Annotated in this window: 20 protein-coding genes; 11 read left to right on the top strand and 9 right to left on the bottom strand. The window is 61.9% G+C overall.

The window, feature by feature from the left end:
* Positions 1-48: 48 nt before the first annotated feature.
* Together PH603_RS15730 and PH603_RS15735 are read right to left on the bottom strand one after the other, a co-directional pair.
* Positions 49-729 carry an ABC transporter ATP-binding protein gene (locus tag PH603_RS15730; protein ID WP_289503708.1) on the bottom strand — a complete coding sequence of 227 codons (681 nt, stop codon included), beginning with the start codon at positions 727-729 and terminating at the stop codon, positions 49-51.
* 68 nt (positions 730-797) lie between these two features.
* Positions 798-2,156 carry an efflux RND transporter periplasmic adaptor subunit gene (locus tag PH603_RS15735; protein WP_289503709.1) on the bottom strand — a complete coding sequence of 453 codons (1,359 nt, stop codon included), beginning with the start codon at positions 2,154-2,156 and terminating at the stop codon, positions 798-800.
* 207 nt (positions 2,157-2,363) lie between these two features.
* Between PH603_RS15735 and PH603_RS15740 the strand changes: the two genes are divergently transcribed.
* Together PH603_RS15740 and PH603_RS15745 are read left to right on the top strand one after the other, a co-directional pair.
* Positions 2,364-3,761, top strand: coding sequence for a sigma-54-dependent transcriptional regulator (locus PH603_RS15740; RefSeq protein WP_289503710.1), 1,398 nt, complete (start codon positions 2,364-2,366; stop codon positions 3,759-3,761).
* The gene (locus PH603_RS15745; RefSeq protein ID WP_289503711.1) at positions 3,751-5,115 is read left to right on the top strand and encodes a sensor histidine kinase; all 1,365 of its coding nucleotides are present in this window, start codon (positions 3,751-3,753) and stop codon (positions 5,113-5,115) included. Before PH603_RS15740 ends, PH603_RS15745 begins: the two co-directional genes overlap by 11 nt.
* On the opposite strand, the gene PH603_RS15750 is transcribed toward PH603_RS15745, so the two are convergent.
* The 3 genes from PH603_RS15750 to PH603_RS15760 form a co-directional block, all read right to left on the bottom strand.
* On the bottom strand, positions 5,116-5,886 hold the full coding sequence (locus tag PH603_RS15750; protein ID WP_289503712.1) for an isocitrate lyase/PEP mutase family protein: 771 nt from the start codon (positions 5,884-5,886) through the stop codon (positions 5,116-5,118). It abuts the gene before it with no gap.
* Positions 5,887-6,010: 124 nt separating this feature from the next.
* A complete protein-coding gene (locus tag PH603_RS15755; RefSeq protein ID WP_289503713.1) occupies positions 6,011-6,508 on the bottom strand; it encodes a glutathione peroxidase in 498 nt (165 codons plus the stop codon).
* Between the two features lie 319 nt (positions 6,509-6,827).
* Positions 6,828-7,268, bottom strand: coding sequence for an Lrp/AsnC family transcriptional regulator (locus PH603_RS15760; RefSeq protein WP_289503714.1), 441 nt, complete (start codon positions 7,266-7,268; stop codon positions 6,828-6,830).
* A gap of 159 nt (positions 7,269-7,427) precedes the next feature.
* On the opposite strand from PH603_RS15760, the gene PH603_RS15765 reads away from it, so the two are divergent.
* The 3 genes from PH603_RS15765 to amaB are packed head-to-tail and all read left to right on the top strand — an operon-like array spanning position 7,428 to position 11,768.
* Complete coding sequence (locus tag PH603_RS15765) at positions 7,428-8,522, top strand: saccharopine dehydrogenase family protein (protein ID WP_289503715.1); 1,095 nt, start codon at positions 7,428-7,430, stop codon at positions 8,520-8,522.
* Between the two features lie 32 nt (positions 8,523-8,554).
* Positions 8,555-10,234 (top strand): thiamine pyrophosphate-binding protein, encoded by a 1,680-nt coding sequence (locus PH603_RS15770; protein ID WP_434783330.1) that lies wholly within the window; start codon positions 8,555-8,557, stop codon positions 10,232-10,234.
* Positions 10,235-10,256: 22 nt separating this feature from the next.
* The gene (gene amaB / locus PH603_RS15775) at positions 10,257-11,768 is read left to right on the top strand and encodes an L-piperidine-6-carboxylate dehydrogenase (protein WP_289503717.1); all 1,512 of its coding nucleotides are present in this window, start codon (positions 10,257-10,259) and stop codon (positions 11,766-11,768) included.
* A gap of 63 nt (positions 11,769-11,831) precedes the next feature.
* On the opposite strand, the gene PH603_RS15780 is transcribed toward amaB, so the two are convergent.
* Complete coding sequence (locus PH603_RS15780) at positions 11,832-13,232, bottom strand: MATE family efflux transporter (RefSeq protein WP_289503718.1); 1,401 nt, start codon at positions 13,230-13,232, stop codon at positions 11,832-11,834.
* A 180-nt stretch (positions 13,233-13,412) separates the two neighbouring features.
* Complete coding sequence (gene rpsU, locus PH603_RS15785; protein ID WP_289503719.1) at positions 13,413-13,631, bottom strand: 30S ribosomal protein S21; 219 nt, start codon at positions 13,629-13,631, stop codon at positions 13,413-13,415.
* Positions 13,632-13,900: 269 nt separating this feature from the next.
* Between rpsU and PH603_RS15790 the strand changes: the two genes are divergently transcribed.
* The 6 genes from PH603_RS15790 to PH603_RS15815 all read left to right on the top strand — a co-directional run bounded on the left by PH603_RS15790 (position 13,901) and on the right by PH603_RS15815 (position 17,592).
* Positions 13,901-14,563: a COQ9 family protein gene (locus PH603_RS15790; protein WP_289503720.1), complete on the top strand. Its 663-nt coding sequence runs from the start codon at positions 13,901-13,903 to the stop codon at positions 14,561-14,563.
* Complete coding sequence (locus PH603_RS15795; RefSeq protein WP_289503721.1) at positions 14,560-15,525, top strand: tyrosine recombinase XerC; 966 nt, start codon at positions 14,560-14,562, stop codon at positions 15,523-15,525. Before PH603_RS15790 ends, PH603_RS15795 begins: the two co-directional genes overlap by 4 nt.
* 6 nt (positions 15,526-15,531) lie before the next feature.
* A complete protein-coding gene (locus PH603_RS15800) occupies positions 15,532-15,864 on the top strand; it encodes a hypothetical protein (RefSeq protein WP_289503722.1) in 333 nt (110 codons plus the stop codon).
* A 62-nt stretch (positions 15,865-15,926) separates the two neighbouring features.
* On the top strand, positions 15,927-16,520 hold the full coding sequence (locus PH603_RS15805; protein ID WP_289503723.1) for a bifunctional transcriptional activator/DNA repair enzyme AdaA: 594 nt from the start codon (positions 15,927-15,929) through the stop codon (positions 16,518-16,520).
* On the top strand, positions 16,507-17,010 hold the full coding sequence (locus PH603_RS15810; protein ID WP_289503724.1) for a methylated-DNA--[protein]-cysteine S-methyltransferase: 504 nt from the start codon (positions 16,507-16,509) through the stop codon (positions 17,008-17,010). Before PH603_RS15805 ends, PH603_RS15810 begins: the two co-directional genes overlap by 14 nt.
* Before the next feature lie 87 nt (positions 17,011-17,097).
* A complete protein-coding gene (locus PH603_RS15815) occupies positions 17,098-17,592 on the top strand; it encodes a response regulator (RefSeq protein ID WP_289503725.1) in 495 nt (164 codons plus the stop codon).
* Between the two features lie 77 nt (positions 17,593-17,669).
* Here the strand turns inward: PH603_RS15815 and PH603_RS15820 are convergent, their stop codons facing one another.
* Together PH603_RS15820 and lpdA are read right to left on the bottom strand one after the other, a co-directional pair.
* Positions 17,670-18,500 carry a sulfotransferase gene (locus tag PH603_RS15820; RefSeq protein WP_289503726.1) on the bottom strand — a complete coding sequence of 277 codons (831 nt, stop codon included), beginning with the start codon at positions 18,498-18,500 and terminating at the stop codon, positions 17,670-17,672.
* Between the two features lie 16 nt (positions 18,501-18,516).
* Positions 18,517-19,923, bottom strand: coding sequence for a dihydrolipoyl dehydrogenase (gene lpdA / locus PH603_RS15825; RefSeq protein ID WP_289503727.1), 1,407 nt, complete (start codon positions 19,921-19,923; stop codon positions 18,517-18,519).
* Positions 19,924-19,995: the final 72 nt, after the last annotated feature.

A 19,995-nucleotide genomic window follows, 5' to 3' on the forward strand; every position in this document is an offset into this window, starting at 1 on the left:
CGCTGTCGTGTTCGTTTTTGTTTGTTATTTGTCAGTCGGCTGCGCGCCTTATGCGGCGCGCAGGTTTTCCGTTACCACCTGGCCATCGAACAGGTTGATGGTGCGGCGGGCATAGTCGGCATGGGCCGGGCTGTGGGTCACCATCACGATGGTGGTGCCTTCTTCATTCAGGCCCTGCAGCATTTCCATGACCTCCTGGCCGTGGGCGCTGTCGAGGTTACCGGTCGGCTCATCCGCGAGGATCATCGACTGGTTGCCGACAACCGCACGGGCAACGGCCACACGCTGCTGCTGACCGCCCGAAAGCTGGCTCGGCATATGCTTGGCGCGGTGGGCGATGCCAACCTTGTCCATCACGGCGGCCACACGGTCACGGCGTTCGCTGGCAGCGATATCGTGGTAGAGAAGTGCGAGCTCGATATTCTCGGCGACCGTCAGTTCATCGATCAGGTTGAACGACTGGAAGATGAAGCCGATGTGGCGCTTGCGGATGTTCGCCAGCTTGGCTTCCGAGTAGCGGGCCACGTCCTCGCCGAGGAAGACATATTCACCTTCCGACGGGTTATCGAGCATGCCGACGATGTTGAGAAGCGTCGACTTGCCGCAACCCGACGGCCCCATGATGGCGACGAATTCGCCAGAGTTGATTTCGATATTCACATTGTTGAGGGCGATGGTCTCGACCTCGTCGGTGCGGTAGATTTTCGAAAGATTGTGCATCTTGAGCATGGTATTTCCTTCCCGTTTATCGCTGTCGTCACTCTGGCCGATATGGCCGTTTTCTCGCTGTTCAGACCTTATTTTTCACCAAGCTTCAGGCGGTCCATGTCCTTGAAGTTCGTATAGGGCGACGTGATCACCTTCTCGCCAAGGTCGAGGCCATCAAGGACTTCGATATGGCGGGTGTTGCGGCGGCCGAGGCGCACGTTGCGCTTCACGGCTTCCGTACCGTCGGACGAGACGACGAAGACCCAGTGACCGCCGGTATCCTGGAAGAAGGCACCGTTCGGAATAAGGCGGGCTTCGCTGGCATCGCCGAGCGTCAGTTTCAGCTGGATCGTCTGGCCGCGGCGGATGGCTTTGGCTTCCTCGCCGTCGAACACCAGATCGACCGTGAAGAGACCACCGGTGACCTGCGGATAGATCTTGGCGATCTGCAGGGCATAGTCGCTGCCGCCCTGTTCGAACGTCGCGATCTGGCCAAGGTCCACGCGGTTCAGGTAAAATTCGTCAATCTCGGCTTCGAGCTTGAAGCGGTTCGGATCGTCGATCTGGCCAAGGCGGCCGCCGCGTTCGATGCTCTGGCCGATTTCCACGTTGAAACCCGAAAGCTTGCCGTCGACCGGCGCTTTCACTTCAAGGGCTTCAAGGTTGCCGCGGGCGAACTCGAGGCTCTTTTCAAGCTGGCCGCCGGCTTTCTGCAGGAAATCAAGCTGCTGCTTCTGCATCCGCATGTCGGTCGCCTGGCTTTCCACCGTCACATCGCGCTTGGCGATATAATAGGCGAGCGCATCTTCGGTATCATCGAGCTTGGCCTGCGATACCGCACCCGTCTTGATCAGGTCGCGCTCGCGCTCGGCCTGACGCGACAGCCGCGTGATCTCGTAATTGATTTCAACAAGGTTGCGCTTGTGGTCCAGCCGGTTGCGCTCCAGCCCGAGTTCGGTGGTGCGCAGGTTATTCAGTTGCTCGGTGACGAGCGCTTCGTTCTGGATCACTTCAAGCTGCAGGCCGGCGTTCGACAGTTCGACGATCGGCTGCCCCGCCTTGACGATGGCGCCGTCTTCCACCAGCACGCGTTCCACCCGGCCGCCTTCGATGGCGTCAAGGAACACAGTCTTCAAAGGCGTCACGCGGGCACGAACGGGGATGAAATCCTCGAACGTGCCGCTTTGCACTTCGGAAATCTCCAGCCGGTCCTTGCCGACCTTGAGCGAGCGGCCACCGGTCGCCTGCATGGCAAGCGCTGAGGCAACCGCCACAAACAGGACACCGCCACCGATCCAGCCGATCTTTTTGAGCGGCAGTTTCTTTTTCTCCACACGGCGGTCCATGCCGGACCCCGATACGGCACCCGAATGCGGCCTCCCTGAGCCCGGGTTCGGATTGTTCTTCGGCTGTTTCGACGGATTATCCATATTCGTGACAGTACCCATTGCTGTTTCCGTTCGTGCTATGCCCCGTTTTGTTTTTTGGGGTCCTCGCTGTCGTGACACCCCCTTATCCGCAAGGGCCGTGCCAGTTTATAAACCCGCAGATTTCTGCGGCTTTGATAGGCCGGTGTTCGATATCGAACATTTTTGTGTGTACGATATCGAACAGTTGCGATAGGCTCCGCCCGAACTGGCAAAGGGGCGAAAAGCGTGGCGGAAAAGGCAGGCAGCATTCTGATTGTGGACGATGACGAGGATATCCTTGTCGCCGGACGGCTGCTGCTGAAACGCCATTTCAACCGGGTGACCACGACCAACCGCCCCGCCGACATCCGCGAGCTTCTGGCTCGCGAAAAGTTCGATGCCATCCTCCTTGATATGAATTTCGGCCCCGGCGAATCGTCAGGGGAAGAGGGATTCGCCTGGCTCCAGGTGATTCTGGAGCTGGACCCCGAAGCGGTCGTCGTGATGATCACGGCCCATGGCGGCGTGGATACCGCGGTTGAAGCCATGAAGCAGGGCGCCACCGACTTCATCGCCAAGCCGTGGCAGAACGAAAAGGTGGTCGCGACCCTTTCGGCGGCTGTGAAGCTTGGCCAGAGCCGGGACGAAACCGCCCGCCTGAAGGGCGCCAACAAAACGCTCGCCGCCGCCAGTGTGGGCAGCGCCCCGACCATCATCGGCGACGCACCGCCGATGCAGGAACTGATGCGGCTGATCGCACGCGCCGCGCCCACCGACGCCAACGTGATGATTCTCGGTGAAAACGGCACCGGCAAGGAGTTGGTGGCACGCGAACTTCATAGGCAATCGAGGCGTTCCAGTGCTGTCTTCATGGGGGTCGATCTCGGCAGCATCGCGGAGTCGCTATTCGAGTCGGAGCTGTTCGGCCACAAGAAGGGCGCCTTCACGGACGCGAAGGAAGACCGCACCGGGCGGTTCGTGGCGGCCTCGGGCGGCACCCTGTTCCTCGACGAGATCGGCAACCTGCCCCTGCATCTGCAAGCCAAGCTCCTGACCGTGCTGGAGCGCCGCGAGGTGACCCCGGTTGGCGCCACACGGCCTGTACCCATCGATGTGCGGGTGATCGCCGCCACCAATATCGCGCTCGACCAGCTGCATGATGAAGCCCGCTTCCGGCAGGATTTGCTGTTCCGCCTGAATACGGTGACACTGACCCTGCCGCCCCTGCGCGACCGGCGCGAGGATATCCCGGCCCTTGCCACCCATTACGCGGCTTTCTATGCCCGTAAATATGGCAAGGCGGAAAAGCCTTTCTCGCCCGACGCGCTGGCCGCCCTCGCCGCGCTGGACTGGCCCGGCAACGTGCGGGCACTGCGCCACGCCATCGAGCGGGCGACAATCCTTTCGGATACGGAACGGTTTGAGGCGCGCGACTTCGCGGATGGTGCCGCCGCTGCCCCCGCCGCCCCGGTGAACGGCGACGCCGCTGCCCCGGCGCTGGATGACCTGAACCTCGAGCGGCTGGAGCTTGCCGCCATCAGCACCGCGCTCAAGAAGCATCGCTACAATATCAGCCACGCGGCGAAGGACCTGGGCCTGACCCGCGCCGCGCTCTATCGCCGGATGGAAAAACATGGGCTTTAAACGTTTCAGCCTCTATCTCGTCCTGCGGCTTGGCCTTATCGCCCTGCTGCTTGCGGCCTTTGTCGCACTCCTCATTGCACCCGGCTATCAGGTCGCGACGCTTGTGGCGCTGGCGTCGGCCGGGCTTGCTACCATGGAAACGCACCGCTTCATCAGCCGCACGAATGCCGAGCTGAACCGCTTCCTTGATGCAGCCCGCTACGGCGATTATGGCCAGCGCTTCAACCTCACCGCGCTTGGCGCAGGCTTCGGCGAACTGGGCGAAACCTTCACTGCGATCCTTGACCGCTTCCGCGCCGAGCGCACGGGGCAGGAAGAAGAACTGCGCCATCACAAGGCACTGATCGAGCATGTGCCCGTACCGCTCATTTCGGTGCACGGCGACGGGCTCGTCACCGTCTGGAACAATGCTGCCCGCCGCCTGTTCGGCAGCCATCACCCGCGCCGCATTTCGGACCTCGCCATCTTCGGGGATGAGTTCAAGCGGCAGGTGACGGTGATCGAACCCGGCCAGCGTACGCTGGCGCCCTTCAATGCTGACGGCGCCGAGGGGCAAGTGGCGATTGCCGCCACGCAGATCATGATCGGCGGCAGGCCCGAGCGGATCGTCAGCCTGCAGGATATCGGCAGCGAACTGGATCAGGCCCAGCTTGAAGCCTGGCAATCGCTCGTCCGCGTGCTGACGCATGAAATCATGAATTCGATCACACCAGTTGCCTCCCTCGCCAAAACAGCGGCGGACTTGGTGGAGGATGCGGCGGCCAAGGTGACAGACCACCCCGAAGCCGTGGCCGAGCTTGAAGACGTGCTTGATGCCGTCAACACCGTGGCGCGCCGCTCGGACGGGCTGATGCAGTTCGTGCAAAGCTATCGGCGCCTCACCCGCCTGCCCCCGCCCGAGAAAGCCCGCCTTTCGGTCAAAATGCTTCTGGAGGAAGCCGCACGGCTGGCGACCCACGATTGGGAAGCCCGCAAGATCGGCCTGCTGATCGATGTGGAGCCCACGTCGCTTGAGGTCATGGCAGACCACGACATGCTGATGCAGGTATTGATCAACCTGATGCAGAACGCCGCACAGGCGCTGGCGGGCGAAGGTGGCCCGAAAGAGGGAGCGGAAGTCACACTATCGGCCCGGCTCAACCGGCGCGGCCGTGTGGTTGTCGAGGTGGCGGACAATGGCCCCGGCATCCCGGATGCCATTGCCCGGCAGGTTTTTGTGCCCTTCTACACCACCAAACGGGATGGGTCGGGCGTTGGCCTGGCGCTCACCCGGCAGGTGATGATCGCCCATGGCGGCGGGGTGTCGCTCGCCACCCGCGAAGGCGGCGGCGCGCTTTTCACCCTCACCTTCTAATCAGGCAGCAAGCTCGGCCTTGAAACGTTCCTTCAGGCCGGCCATCGCCTCGCGGTAGGGCCGCGGGCCATAGCTCGCCCGCGCAACGCCGAGCGATGCCATCTCGGCAACCGTGCCAATGCCGCCGAACATCATCACATTCACCGGCAGGGCAACCGCCCCGCACACCGCGCGGATCAGGGCATGGTCCGCAAGTGCCGGCACGAAGAAGCCATCGGCCCCCGCTGCCTTGTAGGCTTCGGCGCGGATCACGGCCTCGGCGATCAGGCCCTGATGTTTGGCGCGGTCGCCTTCCTGCAGGAACAGGTCAGTGCGGGCATTGATGAAAAGGTCGATACCTTCGGCGTCTGCCGCTGCACGCACCGCCCTGATGCGGGCCGCTTGTGCCTCGACCGGATGGACACCACTGCCGCCCACCACCTGATCCTCGAAATTGATGCCGACAATGCCAGTCTGGACCGCGCGGCGCACGTTCGCCGTCACGCCCGCCGGGTCTTCAGCATAGCCACCTTCGAAATCGAGCGTGAAGGGCACGTCCACCGTACCGGCGATCCGCCCGGCGATGGCAAGGACCGTATCCAGCGGGATATCCTCCCCGTCCTTGTAGCCCTGCGCATCGGCAACCGACCAGCTGCCGGTCGCCACCGCCTTGGCGCCAGCCTCGGCAATGGCGCGCGCACTGCCCGCGTCCCAGATATTATAAAGCACCACGGGATCGCCCGCCTTGTGCAGGCTGCGGAATAGCCGGGCGCGGTCCTGTTGGGTTTGCATCTTTGTCCTCCTGTCCGTTTTTGTTTTGGGTATCCCTTCATAACGGAGAAGGCCGCAGGCACGCAGGCGGAAATCGGACATCAATATGATTTGATGTCCGACCCGCCAGCCTGCATGCGAAAGATCAGACCGGCGCAGTTACTTTCGCCAGCTCTTCCTCGATCCGGTCGGTGATCAGCTTGTTGTCTGGCCCTACGATCGAGGGCCAGAAGCCCACAAGCTTGCCGTCCATGCCGATCAGATATTTGTGGAAGTTCCAGCGCGGCGGAGCATTCACGCCGCCCTCCTCCGCCAGCCATTTGAACAGCGGGATCGCCGCATCCCCAGCCACATGCGCCTTCGCAGCCATGGGGAAGGACACGCCGTAATTCACCATGCAGAACTGGGCGATCTGGTCGGCCAGCGCAAATTCCTGCTTGGCGAAATCGTCGGACGGCACACCGATCAGCGCGAGGCCGGCCTGGCGGTATTTTTCATACAGCGCCTGCAGGCCTTCATACTGGTTCGTGAAGCGGCATTTGGAAGCGGTGTTGATCACCAGCACGGGCCGCCCGCGATAATCGGAAAGGCGGATGGGGGCAGCCCCGGTAAGCGGGGACAGGGAAAACTGATAGGCACTCATAACATATTCCTTCTGGTTGCCTTGTAGGTCGGCCCAGGCAGGAAAGCAGAAGCGCGTGATCGGGTGAAACGAACAAAGCCGATATCTCTGTTCGCTTCACACGTTTAAAATTTTAGCGAAGTGGCCTCAGCCCTTGGCGGCCTTCTTGGCGGCCTTGGCTGCTTTCTTCTCCTTGGGCGAAAGCAGCGGCTTCTTCTTTTCTTCTTTCTTGGAGTCTTGTGATTTGCTCATGGCTCATCTCCTTGATCCGAGCAGATTGCACATTTGAATATAATGGCCCCCGCGAATCGCCGGAAGACCCTGCAAGCACAAGCTTTTCTTATCGTTCCACTTTGGTGGAAAGGATAACCGCCGACTGGGTCCGCTCCACACCTTTGAGCCGCCCCAGCGCATCCAGCGCCTGATCGAGCGCGGCGGTTGTCTCCGCCCGCAGGATGGCGGCGAGGTCAAACTCGCCCGAGATCGTGTAAAGCGACAGCAGCTCCTTCAGCTTCTTCGCCTGCGCCACCACCTCGTCCTGCGCCTTCGGCACGATCTTCAGGAACACATGGGCGCGCACATCGCGTTCCGTCATCTGCTCATTCAGGCGCACCGTATAGCCCGCGATCACGCCGCGCCCCTCAAGGCGCGACAGCCTGTCCTGCACCGTGGATCGCGACACGCCCATGCGGCGGGCCAGCTCGGACAGTGGCAGGCGGGCGTCCGCCCGAAGCAGGTCGATCAGGGCGCGGTCGGTATCATCCAGCAGATGGATAGGCATATTCACGAAAACTCCGTTAAATCGCACAATAATATCGGTCGAATTGGGCAGCCTGTCCATTTATTTCGGCGGATTGCCCCCCTATCCTGAAAGGCGAAGGGTGGGGACCCGGACAGACCGTGCGACCTCGCCAGAAATCCGTTTGGAGGGATACTCAAAATGAAAAACATTCTTCTCATGGGCGCCGGCAAGATCGGCGAGATGATTTCCACGATGCTCGCCATTTCGGGCGACTATCATGTGACCGTGGCCGACCGCGACGACGCGGCCCTCGCCCGTATGCCGAAGCATGACGGCATCTCGACGCTGAAGCTCGATGCCACCGATGCAGGCGCCATGGACGCCGCCCTCAAGGGCAAGTTCGCCGTTCTCTCGGCCTGCCCCTACACCATGACGAAGATCATCGCACCCGCCGCCAAGAAGGCCGGCGTGCATTATCTCGACCTCACCGAAGACGTCGCCTCGACCCGCCTTGTGAAAGAGCTGGCCGAAGGTGCGAATTCGGCCTTCATCCCCCAATGTGGACTGGCGCCGGGCTTCATCTCCATCGTCGCTTACGACATGGCGAAGAAGTTCGACAAACTGCGCAACGTCCACATGCGCGTTGGCGCGCTCCCCAAGTATCCGTCCAACGCGCTCAAATATAACCTGACCTGGTCGACCGATGGCCTCATCAACGAATATTGCAATCCTTGCGAAGCCATCGTGAACGGCCGGCTCACGGAAGTACCGCCCCTCGAGGAAGTCGAGCATTTCTCGCTCGACGGTATGGAATATGAAGCCTTCAACACCTCGGGCGGCCTTGGCACCCTTTGTGAAACGCTTTCGGGCAAGGTTGATAACCTCAACTACCGCACCGTGCGTTACCCCGGCCACCGCGACATCCTGAAGCTGCTCCTTCAGGACCTGCGTCTCTCCGAGCGTCAGGACCTGATGAAGGACATCTTCGAGCATGCCCTGCCGATCACCCTGCAGGATGTGGTGCTGGTGTTCGTCACCGTGACCGGCATGAAAGACGGCCGTTTCACGCAGGAAACCTATGCCCACAAGGTTTACGCCAAGGATATCGGCGGCAAGCGATTCTCGGCGATCCAGATCACCACATCGGCCGGTATCTGCACCGTGCTTGACCTTCTGGCGAACGGCAAACTGCCGCAAAAAGGCTTCGTGCGTCAGGAAGACGTCAACTTCGACGATTTCATTGTAAACCGTTTCGGTTCGGCCTATGCACAAGCGGTCGAGGTGGGCGCCTGAGGCGCCCATCCACCACATTTAAGCGACGCGAACTGGGGAACGGGGACGGTATGAGCGACGGGATGGTGACGGGTGGTCAGGCGCTGATCGAGGCGCTGATTGCCAATGGTGCGGATCTGGCCTTCGGGGTGCCGGGCGAGAGCTATCTTGCAGCCCTCGATGCCATGCATGAAGTGGGCGACAAGTTCCGCTTCATCACCACCCGCCACGAGGCCGGTGCCGCCAACATGGCGGAAGCTTATGGCAAGCTGACCGGTCGTCCCGGCATCTGCTTTGTCACCCGTGGCCCCGGCGCCACCCACGCCACCATCGGCCTCCACACCGCCTTCCAGGACAGCACGCCCATGATCATGTTGATCGGGCAGGTGGCGGCCGATCAGGTGGAACGCGAAGCCTTCCAGGAAATCGACTATCGTCGCTTCCTTTCGGAAGTGACCAAATGGACGGCCGAGATCAACGATGCTTCGCGCATTGCCGAATATGTGGGCCGCGCCTTCCGCGTTGCCACGTCCGGTCGCCCCGGCCCGGTTGCGCTGGCGCTGCCTGAAGATATGCTGACGCATCTTGTGAAGGCGCAGCCCTCGGTACCCTACACGCCCGCGAAGGCGCATCCGGGCGCTGCCGACATGGCAGAACTGAAACGCCTTCTGGACGGCGCCAAAAAGCCCTTCGTGCTGCTGGGCGGTTCGGGCTGGACGCAGGAAGCTGTAACCGAGGTTGAGACCTTCGCGGCGGCCAACAACCTGCCGGTCAGCGTTTCCTTCCGCTGCCAAGACCGGTTCAATAACGATCACCCGAACTATGTGGGCGATATGGGCATCGGCGCGAATCCCGCGCTTGTGAAGCGCATGACGGACGCCGACGTGATCCTCTGCCTCGGCCCCCGCCTTGGCGAGATGACGACCGGCGGCTACACCCGCCTTTCGGTGCCGGTGCCGACCCAGACGCTGATCCATGTGCATCAGGGCGCCGAGGAGCTTGGCCGGGTTTACCAGCCGGCGCTTGGTATCAACGCCACGCCGACGACGATCGCACCCTTGCTTGCCACCATGAAGCTCGCGAATGCAGCTGACTGGGCGGCGGATACGAAAGAGTGTCGCGCGTCTTATGAGAAGTGGCAGCAGCCGACCGCGATCCCCGGCAATGTGCAACTTGCCGAGCTGTACCTGCATATGCGCGAAAAGCTCGCCGCTGACACCATCTACTGCAACGGCGCCGGCAACTATGCGATTTGGCTGCACCGGTTCAACCGCTGGCGCACCTTCCCCTCGCAGCTGGCCCCGACCTCGGGCGCCATGGGTTACGGCGTCCCCGCCGGAATCGCCGCCAAGATCATGTATCCCGAGCGCACGGTGATTGCAGCCGGCGGCGACGGCTGCTTCATGATGAGCGCCATGGAGCTTGCCACCGCAGCGCGCTACAACGCCGCTGTCATTTTCCTCGTGTTCAATAACTCGATGCTCGGCACCATCCGCATGCATCAGGAACGCGACTATCCGGGGCATATCTCCGGGACCGGCCTCACGAACCCCGATTTCGTGAAGTTCGCCGAGAGCTTCGGCGCCCATGCCGCGCGTGTGGAAAGGACGGAGGATTTCGCCCCCGCCCTTGACGCCGCCATCGCATCGGGCAAGCCGGCGCTGATTGAAATCATGGTCGAGCAGGAAGCGATCACGCCGGTGGCGACGCTTTCCTCGCTTGGCAAACGCTGAAGTACAAGAACAGGAGTTTTCCATGCAGGCTCGCGTTAACGACCTTCTGAAAGAACTGGGCATCGATCCGGCCACCATGCATGGCGGCGACCTCGAGGTCTTTTCGCCCATCGACGGCAGCCTGATGGGCGCCGTGAAGACCGACCGCAAGGAACAGGTCGACGCCAAGATCGCCGCCGCCCACGAGGCTTACCTCAAGTGGCGCACCGTGCCGGCCCCGCGCCGGGGCGAGCTCGTCCGCCTGCTTGGTGAAGAACTGCGCAAGCACAAGGATGCTCTTGGCGCCCTCGTCACTGCCGAGTGCGGCAAGATCCTCGAGGAAGGCAAAGGCGAAGTGCAGGAAATGATCGACATCTGCGATTTCGCGGTCGGCCTTTCCCGCCAGCTGTACGGCCTCACCATCGTGTCCGAGCGTCCAGGCCACCATATGCGTGAATATTGGCAGCCCATCGGCCCTGTCGGCATCATCTCGGCCTTCAACTTCCCGGTTGCTGTATGGGCTTGGAACGCCGCCCTCGCGCTTGTTTGCGGCGACAGCATCATCTGGAAGCCCAGCGAGAAGACCCCGATGGTCGCGCTTGTCTGCCAGGCGATCCTCGAATCCGCCATCAAGAAATTCGGCACCGACGCGCCCGAGGGCCTGTCGTCCGTGATCATCGGCTTCGCTGACGTTGGCGAGCAACTGGTGGACGACCACCGCGTACCGCTCATCTCGGCTACCGGCTCCACCCGCATGGGCCGCGCCGTTGGCCCGCGTGTGGCCCAGCGCTTTGGCAAATCGATCCTCGAGCTTGGCGGCAACAACGCCATCATCGTGGCACCGTCGGCTGATCTCAATCTCGCCGTCCCCGGCATCGTGTTCGGTGCGGTCGGCACCTGCGGCCAGCGCTGCACCACCACGCGCCGCGTGATCGTGCATGAAAGCCTGAAGGACACGCTCGTCGAGAAGCTGAAGAAAGCCTATTCGGGCATCCGCCTTGGCGATCCGCTTGAAAAAGGCACGCTCGTTGGTCCGCTGATCGACGAAGCTGCTTTCAACGGCATGGAGCATGCCATCGGCAAAGCCAAGGCTGAAGGCGGCAAGGTCACCGGCGGTGGCCGCGCGCTTGCCGACAAGTTCCCCGGCGGCTTCTATGTGAACCCGGCGATTGTCGAGATGCCGGCCCAGACCGACGCCGTGAAGGAAGAAACCTTCGCGCCGATCCTTTACATCCTTACCTACAAGACGTTTGACGAAGCGATGGCGCTGCAGAACGGCGTGCCGCAAGGCCTGTCGTCATCGATCTTCACCACCGACATCCGCGAAGCAGAATCCTTCATCGCAACGTCCGGTTCGGATTGCGGTATCGCCAACGTCAATATCGGCACCTCGGGCGCTGAAATCGGCGGCGCCTTCGGCGGCGAGAAAGAAACCGGCGGCGGCCGCGAGAGCGGGTCGGATGCCTGGAAGGCCTATATGCGCCGCCAGACCTCGACCGTGAACTTCAGCCGCGAACTGCCGCTCGCCCAGGGCATCAAGTTCGACCTGAACTAAGCTCGGGTCAAACAGCGAAATATGAAAAGGCCGGCTCCCATGGGGCCGGCCTTTCTCTTTGTGTCAGGCTTCTGCCGGTGTGTGCCGGAACAGGCCGAAACGGGCGCCGGTGCGCTTGCCAATGCGGGTCAGCACGAAAATGGCGATCAGCGTCAGCGCCACATCGCCGACCGGCGACGAGAGCCAGATGCCACGCTCACCAAGCGCGAAGGGCAGCAAGAGAATGAGCGGCAGCGAGAAGAGATACGGTTTGGCGAGCCCCATGAAAGCCGCCATGCGCGCGTCCCCGAGCGCCTGGAAATAGCCCGAAAGGATGAAGCACGGCCCGAAGATGAAGAAGGTGAGCATCATCAGCGGCATGATCCGGCCGACTTCGTTGATCACCGCAGCGTCCGACACAAAGATGCTGCCGATCCACGGCGCACCCGCGATCATCACGCCTTCCATGAGCGCGCAGTAAAGCAGTGCCGACGCCAGCGCCACGCGCAGCGCCCCGTCAGAGCGGTCATAGCGTTCCGCCCCGAAGTTGTTGCCGACAATGGCCTGCGCGGCCATCGAAAGCCCCAGAAGCGGCAGGAAGGTGAAGCCCGAGATGCGGGTGATCACTCCGTAGGCCGCGACACTGGTGCCATAGCCATCCCCGGCCCAGCCCTGCAGCGTGAAGATCACAAGGCCGGAGACAAGGCTGACACCAAGGAAGCTGAGGGAAGGCGGCAGGCCGAGCGCGAGGATACGCTTCCAGAGGCCGAGCACGTCGCCGTGCGGTACGGCAATGAAGGGCAGCTTCATGTTGCCGCGCTTGCGCAGGATATAAACGAGCACAAAGGCCACGCCCTGCGCCATCAGCGTACCGATGGCCGAGCCGAACACGCCCATCTGCAACTGCACGATCAGGATATAGTTGAAGATACCATTGAGGAAGGTGGCCGCCACGGCGATCAGCGTGGTCGCGCCGACCTTGCCCTCGGCCCGCAGCGCATCCCAGTGTACGCCCACGAAGAAGTTGAGCGCCGCCCCCACCACCAGCGGCCCGATATAATCCATGCTGAGCCCGGCGAGCGAGGCATCGCCCGCTGCCATGGCAAGGATCAGCCCCTTGCCGACAGTGAAGTAAAGCAGGTTCAGAAGCAGCCAGAAAACGATGGTGAGAAGCTGTGCAGCCCCGAAGGTATCGCGCGCTCCTGCCACGTCGCCCGCGCCCAGCCGCCGCGCCACGATCGACACCATGCCGCCGCCCACAAGATTGCCAAGCGCCACGAAAAACATGAAGACAGGGAACATCAGCGTGACAGCCGACAGCGCCTCCGGCCCCACAAAGTGGCCGATGAAGGCGGCGTCCACCACGGTATAGAGCCCGTTGATCATCATCACGAGGATCATCGGCAACGCGGTTTTCACATAAAGCCGCGACAGCGACCCCTCAAGATATGGATTGGCAGCCTGATGCTGCGCTTGTTCTGACATGATATCCTCGCTTGGTTTATTTTTACCCGGATAAATATCTACGCATCCCGATCAGAGTCAAGCATGTTCATGACAATCGGTGAAGCAGCAAGGCCCAAATAGGCGAAGCCCGCCGCCGATTGCTCGACCGCGGGCTTCAGGTTCTAACGCATGACCGGACGAACCGGCGGTGCGATTTGATCAGCGATTATGGCTCATGATGCCATCGCGTTCCATACGCTTGCGCTCCAGTTTACGGGCGCGGCGGACGGCGGCGGCTTGTTCACGTGCCTTCTTCTCCGAGGGTTTCTCGTAGAAACGGCGCATTTTCATCTCGCGATAAACGCCTTCACGCTGAAGTTTTTTCTTCAGAGCGCGAAGCGCCTGGTCAACGTTGTTATCCCGAACGACAACCTGCATAGGTTGCTCACCCCTTTCTAATGGTTAGATTGACCGGCGACTAGTCGGGCGCACACCGGTCGTACCGAAGGCGCCCGTATAGCAAAACCCGCCAAGTCACACAAGGTTTTTCACGCGAAAGAACCGTCCCCGCCAAAAGGCCGGCCAGTTTCCCCCGCGTTCATGCCTGCATCATAGCAAAGCCTGGTCCCTCTTGCAATGGCGCGGCCTTTCCTCGGCCACAGGTGCGTGTTAGGAATAGAGACTGACTTTTTGCGAGGATGATCCCCATGGCCAAAGCCGACCTCACGCCCGAAGAACTGCGCAAGCCCCTTCTTGACGCCATGCTGGCCCATGTGCCGTTCGATGGCTGGAGCGACAAGGCACTCAAGGCCGCGGCGGAGGACGCCGGCGTGTCGGCAGGCATCGCCGAACTGGCCTTCCCGCGCGGCGCCATCGAAGCGCTTGAGATGCATCTGGCGGACGCCGACGCCCGCATGGCAGCCGCCATTGCCGAACTTGACCTGCCCGCGATGAAAATCCGTGACCGCGTCACCGCCGCCATCCGCATCCGGCTGGATCAGGCTGAAGGCCACCGTGAGGCTGTGCGCCGCGGTCTTGCCACCCTCGCCCTGCCCACCCACGCCGGCCTTGGCGCCAAGGCGCTGTGGAACACCGCCGACACGATCTGGCGGTCGCTTGGCGACACGTCGACCGATCACAACTGGTACACCAAGCGGATGACGCTTTCGGCGGTCTATTCCGCTGTGCTTCTTTACTGGCTGTCGGACGAATCGGAAGGCTATACCGATACCCACGCTTTCCTTGATCGCCGGATCGAGGGCGTGATGAAGATCGAAAAGGCCAAATGGGAATTCCGCAAGGCGAAGGAAAACATGCCCTCCATCGCCCGCTTCCTCGGGCGGCTGCGCTACCCCGGACGGGCGGCGTGAGCGACAGCGCCGCGCCTGAAGACTTTGTCGGCGCCCCGGCCCTTGCCTCATTGGACGACACCCTCGCCGCTGCCGTGCTGCGCTGGCGGCGCTACCTGACCAGTGAAAAGCGCATGTCCCCCCACACGGTTGCCGCCTATGGCCGCGACATGGGCGATTTCCTGACCTTCATGAGCGGCTACAAGGGCGGCATGCTTAGCCTTGCCACCCTCGGTGCGCTGCATGTGCGCGAGTTCCGCGCCTTTCTGGCCGCCCGCCGGGGCGACGGGCTTTCCTCGCGCAGCATGGCCCGCACCCTTTCCGCCATCCGCAATTTCTACCGCTACATGGACCGTGCCGAGGGCGTGCATTCGGATGCCATTTCGGCCATCGAAGCGCCGAAACTGCCGCACCGGGTGCCCCGCCCCCTGAGCGAGGCCGACGCCCGCCGTGCGCTCGACACCGTCGCCGAGATGGAAGACGAGCCGTGGGTCGCCGCACGTGACGTGGCTGTCCTCACGCTTCTCTATGGCTGCGGCTTGCGCATCGCCGAGGCGCTGTCGCTGACCCCGCGCGATATCCCGGAAGGCGATACGATGCGGGTGACCGGCAAACGCAACAAGGAACGGATCGTGCCGCTGCTGCCTGCCGTGCGTGAGGCCATCGCGGATTACAGGAAGGCCTGCCCCTACAGCCTCGGGGCCGACGAACCGCTTTTTCGGGCCAAGCGCGGCGGAGCGCTTTCCCCGCGCGCGATACAGGCCGCCATGCAGCGCATGCGGGCCGCGCTCGGCCTGCCCGACAGCGCCACGCCCCATGCCCTGCGGCACAGTTTTGCCACGCACCTGCTGTCACGCGGCGGGGACCTGCGCACCATTCAGGAGCTGCTGGGCCACGCCGATCTGGCAAGCACACAGGTTTATACAGAGGTAGACGGCGCCCGGCTTGAGGCCGTATATGCGGAAGCCTTCCGGAGACGCTGACAGACCATGACCCTGACACCCCATCACGACCCGCGCATCGAAGCGCTTCGCGGCTACGGCCTCACGGCGCTTTATGCCTCGCTCGGTCTTCTCGCCCTGATGCTGATCTTCGCGGCCTTTCGCCTGTGGCCTGCCGCCCATGGTTCGGACGCCAATATCGAGGTCATCGTGCTGGTGCTGGCGGGCGGCGCCACGGCGCTCGCGTCCGGGCGCACCACGATCCAATACTGGCGAGGCCTGCGCGCCAAGCCACCGGCCTGCCCGCCCCTGAAACTCGCACCCTTCTATCTGATGGCCTTCACGCTGCTTGTCGCCAGCGTTTACTTCACGGGCTTCTGAGTACCCGATCTAAGTCCGAAAATCGCGAGTGATGATGGCCGACTTCCGCTATCATCCCGCCCATGACCGAAGACCGACATATCCTTTATGAAGCGCTCCTGCACCGTGATGAACGGTATGACGGCAAGCTCTTCTTTGCGGTGACGACCACCGGCATCTATTGCAGGCCGATCTGCCCGGCACCGAAGCCGAAGCCGCAGAATGTGCTCTATTTCGCGAGCGCCGAGGATGCACAGACCGCCGGCTTCCGCGCCTGCAAGCGCTGCCGCCCTGAAACCCGTCCCGGCAGCCCGGCATGGGAGGGCAGCAAGACGACGGTGGTGCGTGCCCTGCGCCTGATGGCAACAGGTGACGCCCCCGAAACGCTCGCTGAACTCGCCGACAAGCTGGGCGTTACCGACCGCCACCTGCGGCGCCTGTTCGCCACGCACGGCGAGGAAAGCCCCGTGAAGAAGGCGCAGGAGAACCGGCTGTCGCTCGCCCGCGTGTTGCTCGCCACCAGCGACGCGCCGATTGCAGACGTTGCCTTCTCCGCCGGATACAAAAGCCTGCGCCGGTTCAACGAAGCCTTCAAGGCGGCCGAGGGCATCAGCCCCACCGCCTGGCGCAACAGCCAATCCAATAATGATAAGGACCCGGGTCATGACAGCCCTTGAACGCACCAACATCGAAAGCCCCATCGGCAGCATCACGCTGGTGCTGGACGGAGGCACCATCGTCATCTGTGAATTCAGCGACCGCGAGGCCCGTGTCAGCCGCCAGCTTGCGAAATGCTATCCTGGCAGGCCGGTCACCGATATCGGCGCACCAGCAGTCATCAAGGCCGCCTTCGATGCTTATTTCACAGGCGTCAGGGATGCGCTTGATACCTTGCCGAGCGCCCCGAAGGGCACGCCCTTTCAGGAACGGGTGTGGGCAACCCTTAAACGCATCCCGGCGGGCACGGCATGGAGCTATGCCGATCTCGCCGCAGCGGTCGGCTCACACCCCCGCGCGGTGGGCGGTGCGAACGGTGCCAACCCGTGCGCCCTCCTCCATCCCTGCCACCGGGTGATCGGCGCCGATGGCAGCCTCACCGGCTATGCTGGCGGCATCGAGCGCAAGGCGTGGCTGCTCGCGCATGAAGAGTATCAAGTAAAGGCCTGAATCTCGGCTCTTGCGTCAAGACCAGTTCCTGACTAGGAATCGAGAAGCCCGAGTGAACGAGTAACCGGATGGGGACGGCCCTTGTCCATGAGACAGTATCTAGTAGGGAAAAGCGCCCTTATCGCTTTCAGCAATCGCCAACTGGCCAAACTGGTGCGGGATTTTCTGCGCGCAAACGGCGTTGAATATTGCGCCATCGCAGAAACATCGCAGGCGGCAGTCAGCTTGACCGAAGCACGACCGGTTGACCTTTTCTTCATCGACTATGACCTTGAACCGATTGGCGGAATCTTTTTCGTCAAATTCCTGCGCATGCAACAGGGTGCGGTTGCCGAGGCACCTTGCGTGATGGTGATCCCCTCGCCGTCGAGGGAAAAGGTGTGGGAAGCACGCGACGCCGGCGTCAACGAAATCCTCGGGCTGCCGCTCACATCGGAACTCCTGAAAAGCCGGCTGACCAAAATCTATACTGAACCCCGCCCCTTCATCCGCGCTGCCACCTATATCGGGCCATGCCGGCGGATTCGGCAGGTACAAATCTATCACGGGGAAGACCGCAGGCAGCAGAAGGCGCGCAAATAGCCCGGTTTACGCGCCGGGGGCAATGCAGCCCTGGGTTATGCCTGCTCCAAGCCCGGCCACAGGCCATGGGGCGGTGATCAATAGTCGAATTCGACCTCGGGCAATTTCATCCGGCTGTCGATAAACTCGATTTCCCGTTCGCTCAGCGACAGCCGGTTCGCCGACGATTGCACCAGGCTGATCTCGCGCTGCTCGGGCGGCAGGCTGGCGAGATAGCTTTCTTTATCAAGGCTTGAAACCGGCCCCTTCAGGCCAAGTTCGCGGCGCAGGATTTTTTTCTGCACATAATCCAGAAAACCGGCCTTGTCGGCATTGATGGCATCGTAGCGAACGATATGGATATCCTTGGCGCCGCTTTCAGCTTCGATGATCGCTGTCAGATTGTTCCAGCGCCGCTCCATTTTTACCAGCACCTGTTGGCGATAGTCAAAATCAGGATCGAAATAGCGCGGGTCGCGGTGGTCGGCCAGATGGCGACACAGCGATCGAAAAACCGCCTTCGGCTCGCGGTACACGATCACATTCTGGCTGGCCGGAAAGATGGCGCGGATTTCTGCCAGATGGAACACGTTGCGGGGTGATTTCTCGACGATGACCTGACAATCATCGGGGACCTGTTCGCCCGCGAAGAAAACCTTCAGGAAAATATCGCGCTGGATGCGGCGCACGAGGCTCGTCGATACCGGATTCAGGCTGCCACGGTTGTCATAGACCTCGCGGTTCACGATCGCGATATTCTTGTTGTATTCCTTGAACAGAAGCCCGGTCCGTTCCGCAAAGATGCGGAAGAAATCGAACTCGCCCTTGGCGTAAACCGTGTTGATGAGATCGAAGGCACGACCGGTCAGGGTCGTGCCACTCTTTGTGTATCCACCAATGAATACGGCATCCAGCCGGCGCGTTGCCATTATTTCCCCTGCCCGATCAGATGTGGATCGGACGCCCGTGAACGGCAAGCGCGGCTTCTTTCATGGCTTCCGTTTCGGTCGGGTGCGCATGGCAGGTCAGCGCAATATCCTCGGACGAGGCACCAAATTCCATCGCGGTCGCCGCTTGGGCAATCATGTTGCCGGCGTCGGCGCCGATGATATGGACGCCAAGCACGCGGTCCGTCACCTTGTCGGCGAGGATTTTCACGAAGCCTTCGGTCTGCAGGTTCGCCTTGGCACGGCTGTTGGCCATGAAGGGGAACTTGCCGACATTGTAGGCCACACCGGCGGCCTTCAGGTCTTCTTCAGTTTTGCCGACAGAGGCAACCTCGGGCGAGGTGTAAACGACGCCCGGAATGATGTCGTGGTTTACCACGCCGTGCAGGCCGGCGATATTCTCGGCGCAGGCCACGCCTTCGTCTTCGGCCTTATGGGCGAGCATGGGGCCGGCGATCACGTCGCCGATGGCCCAGATGCCCGGCACATTGGTCGAGAAATCGTGGCCGGTTTTCACGCGGCTGCGGTCGTCCATCGCCACGCCCACCGTTTCAAGGCCAAGGCCGTGGGTGTAGGGACGGCGACCAACCGCCACCAGCACGACGTCGCAATCGATCGTCTGGGCGTCGCCGCCCTTCACGGGCTCGAAGGTCACCTTCACGCCGGATTTCGACTTCTTCACCTCGGTCACTTTCGAGGAAAGATTGAGCGTCATGCCCTGCTTCTTGAGGATACGGCCAAACTGCTTGCGCACTTCGCCGTCCATACCCGGCAGCACTTCGTCCATAAACTCGACAACGGTGACTTCAGCGCCTAGGCGGCGCCACACCGAGCCAAGCTCCAGCCCGATCACGCCGCCGCCGATCACCACCAGATGCTTCGGCACCTTCGGCAGCGAAAGCGCGCCCGTCGAGGAAACGATCTGTTTCTCGTCAATCTCGATGCCCGGCAGGCTCGCCACATCCGAACCCGTCGCGATGATCGTGTTCTTGGCTTTCAGGGTGCGGGTGCCGCCTTCATTGAGCGCAACTTCGACCGTGTCCTTGGCGGTGAAGCGGCCAGTGCCCTTCAGCCATTCGATCTTGTGCTTCTTGAAGAGGAAGGCGATGCCACCGGTGAGGCCCGTGACGGTATTGTCCTTGTGGGCGAGCATGGCAGCCAGATCCAGCTTCACACCGGTCGCCTTGATGCCAAACTTTTCGAACTCGTGATTGGCTTCGTCATAAAGGTGCGAAGCATGCAGCAGCGCCTTCGAAGGCATGCAGCCCACATTGAGGCAGGTACCGCCAAGCGTATCGCGCTTGTCGATGCAAGCTACCTTCAGGCCGAGCTGGGCAGCGCGAATTGCAGCCACATAACCGCCGGGGCCGGCACCGATCACAACGAGGTCGAAATTATCAGACATTGTTCTTGTCCCTTATTACGCAAGGCCCTTCATGGGCCAATGGGTGGAAGCAAGCCCCCACCCATTTCAACT

The organism is Gimibacter soli (assembly GCF_028463845.1).
Classification (GTDB): domain Bacteria; phylum Pseudomonadota; class Alphaproteobacteria; order Sphingomonadales; family Kordiimonadaceae; genus Gimibacter; species Gimibacter soli.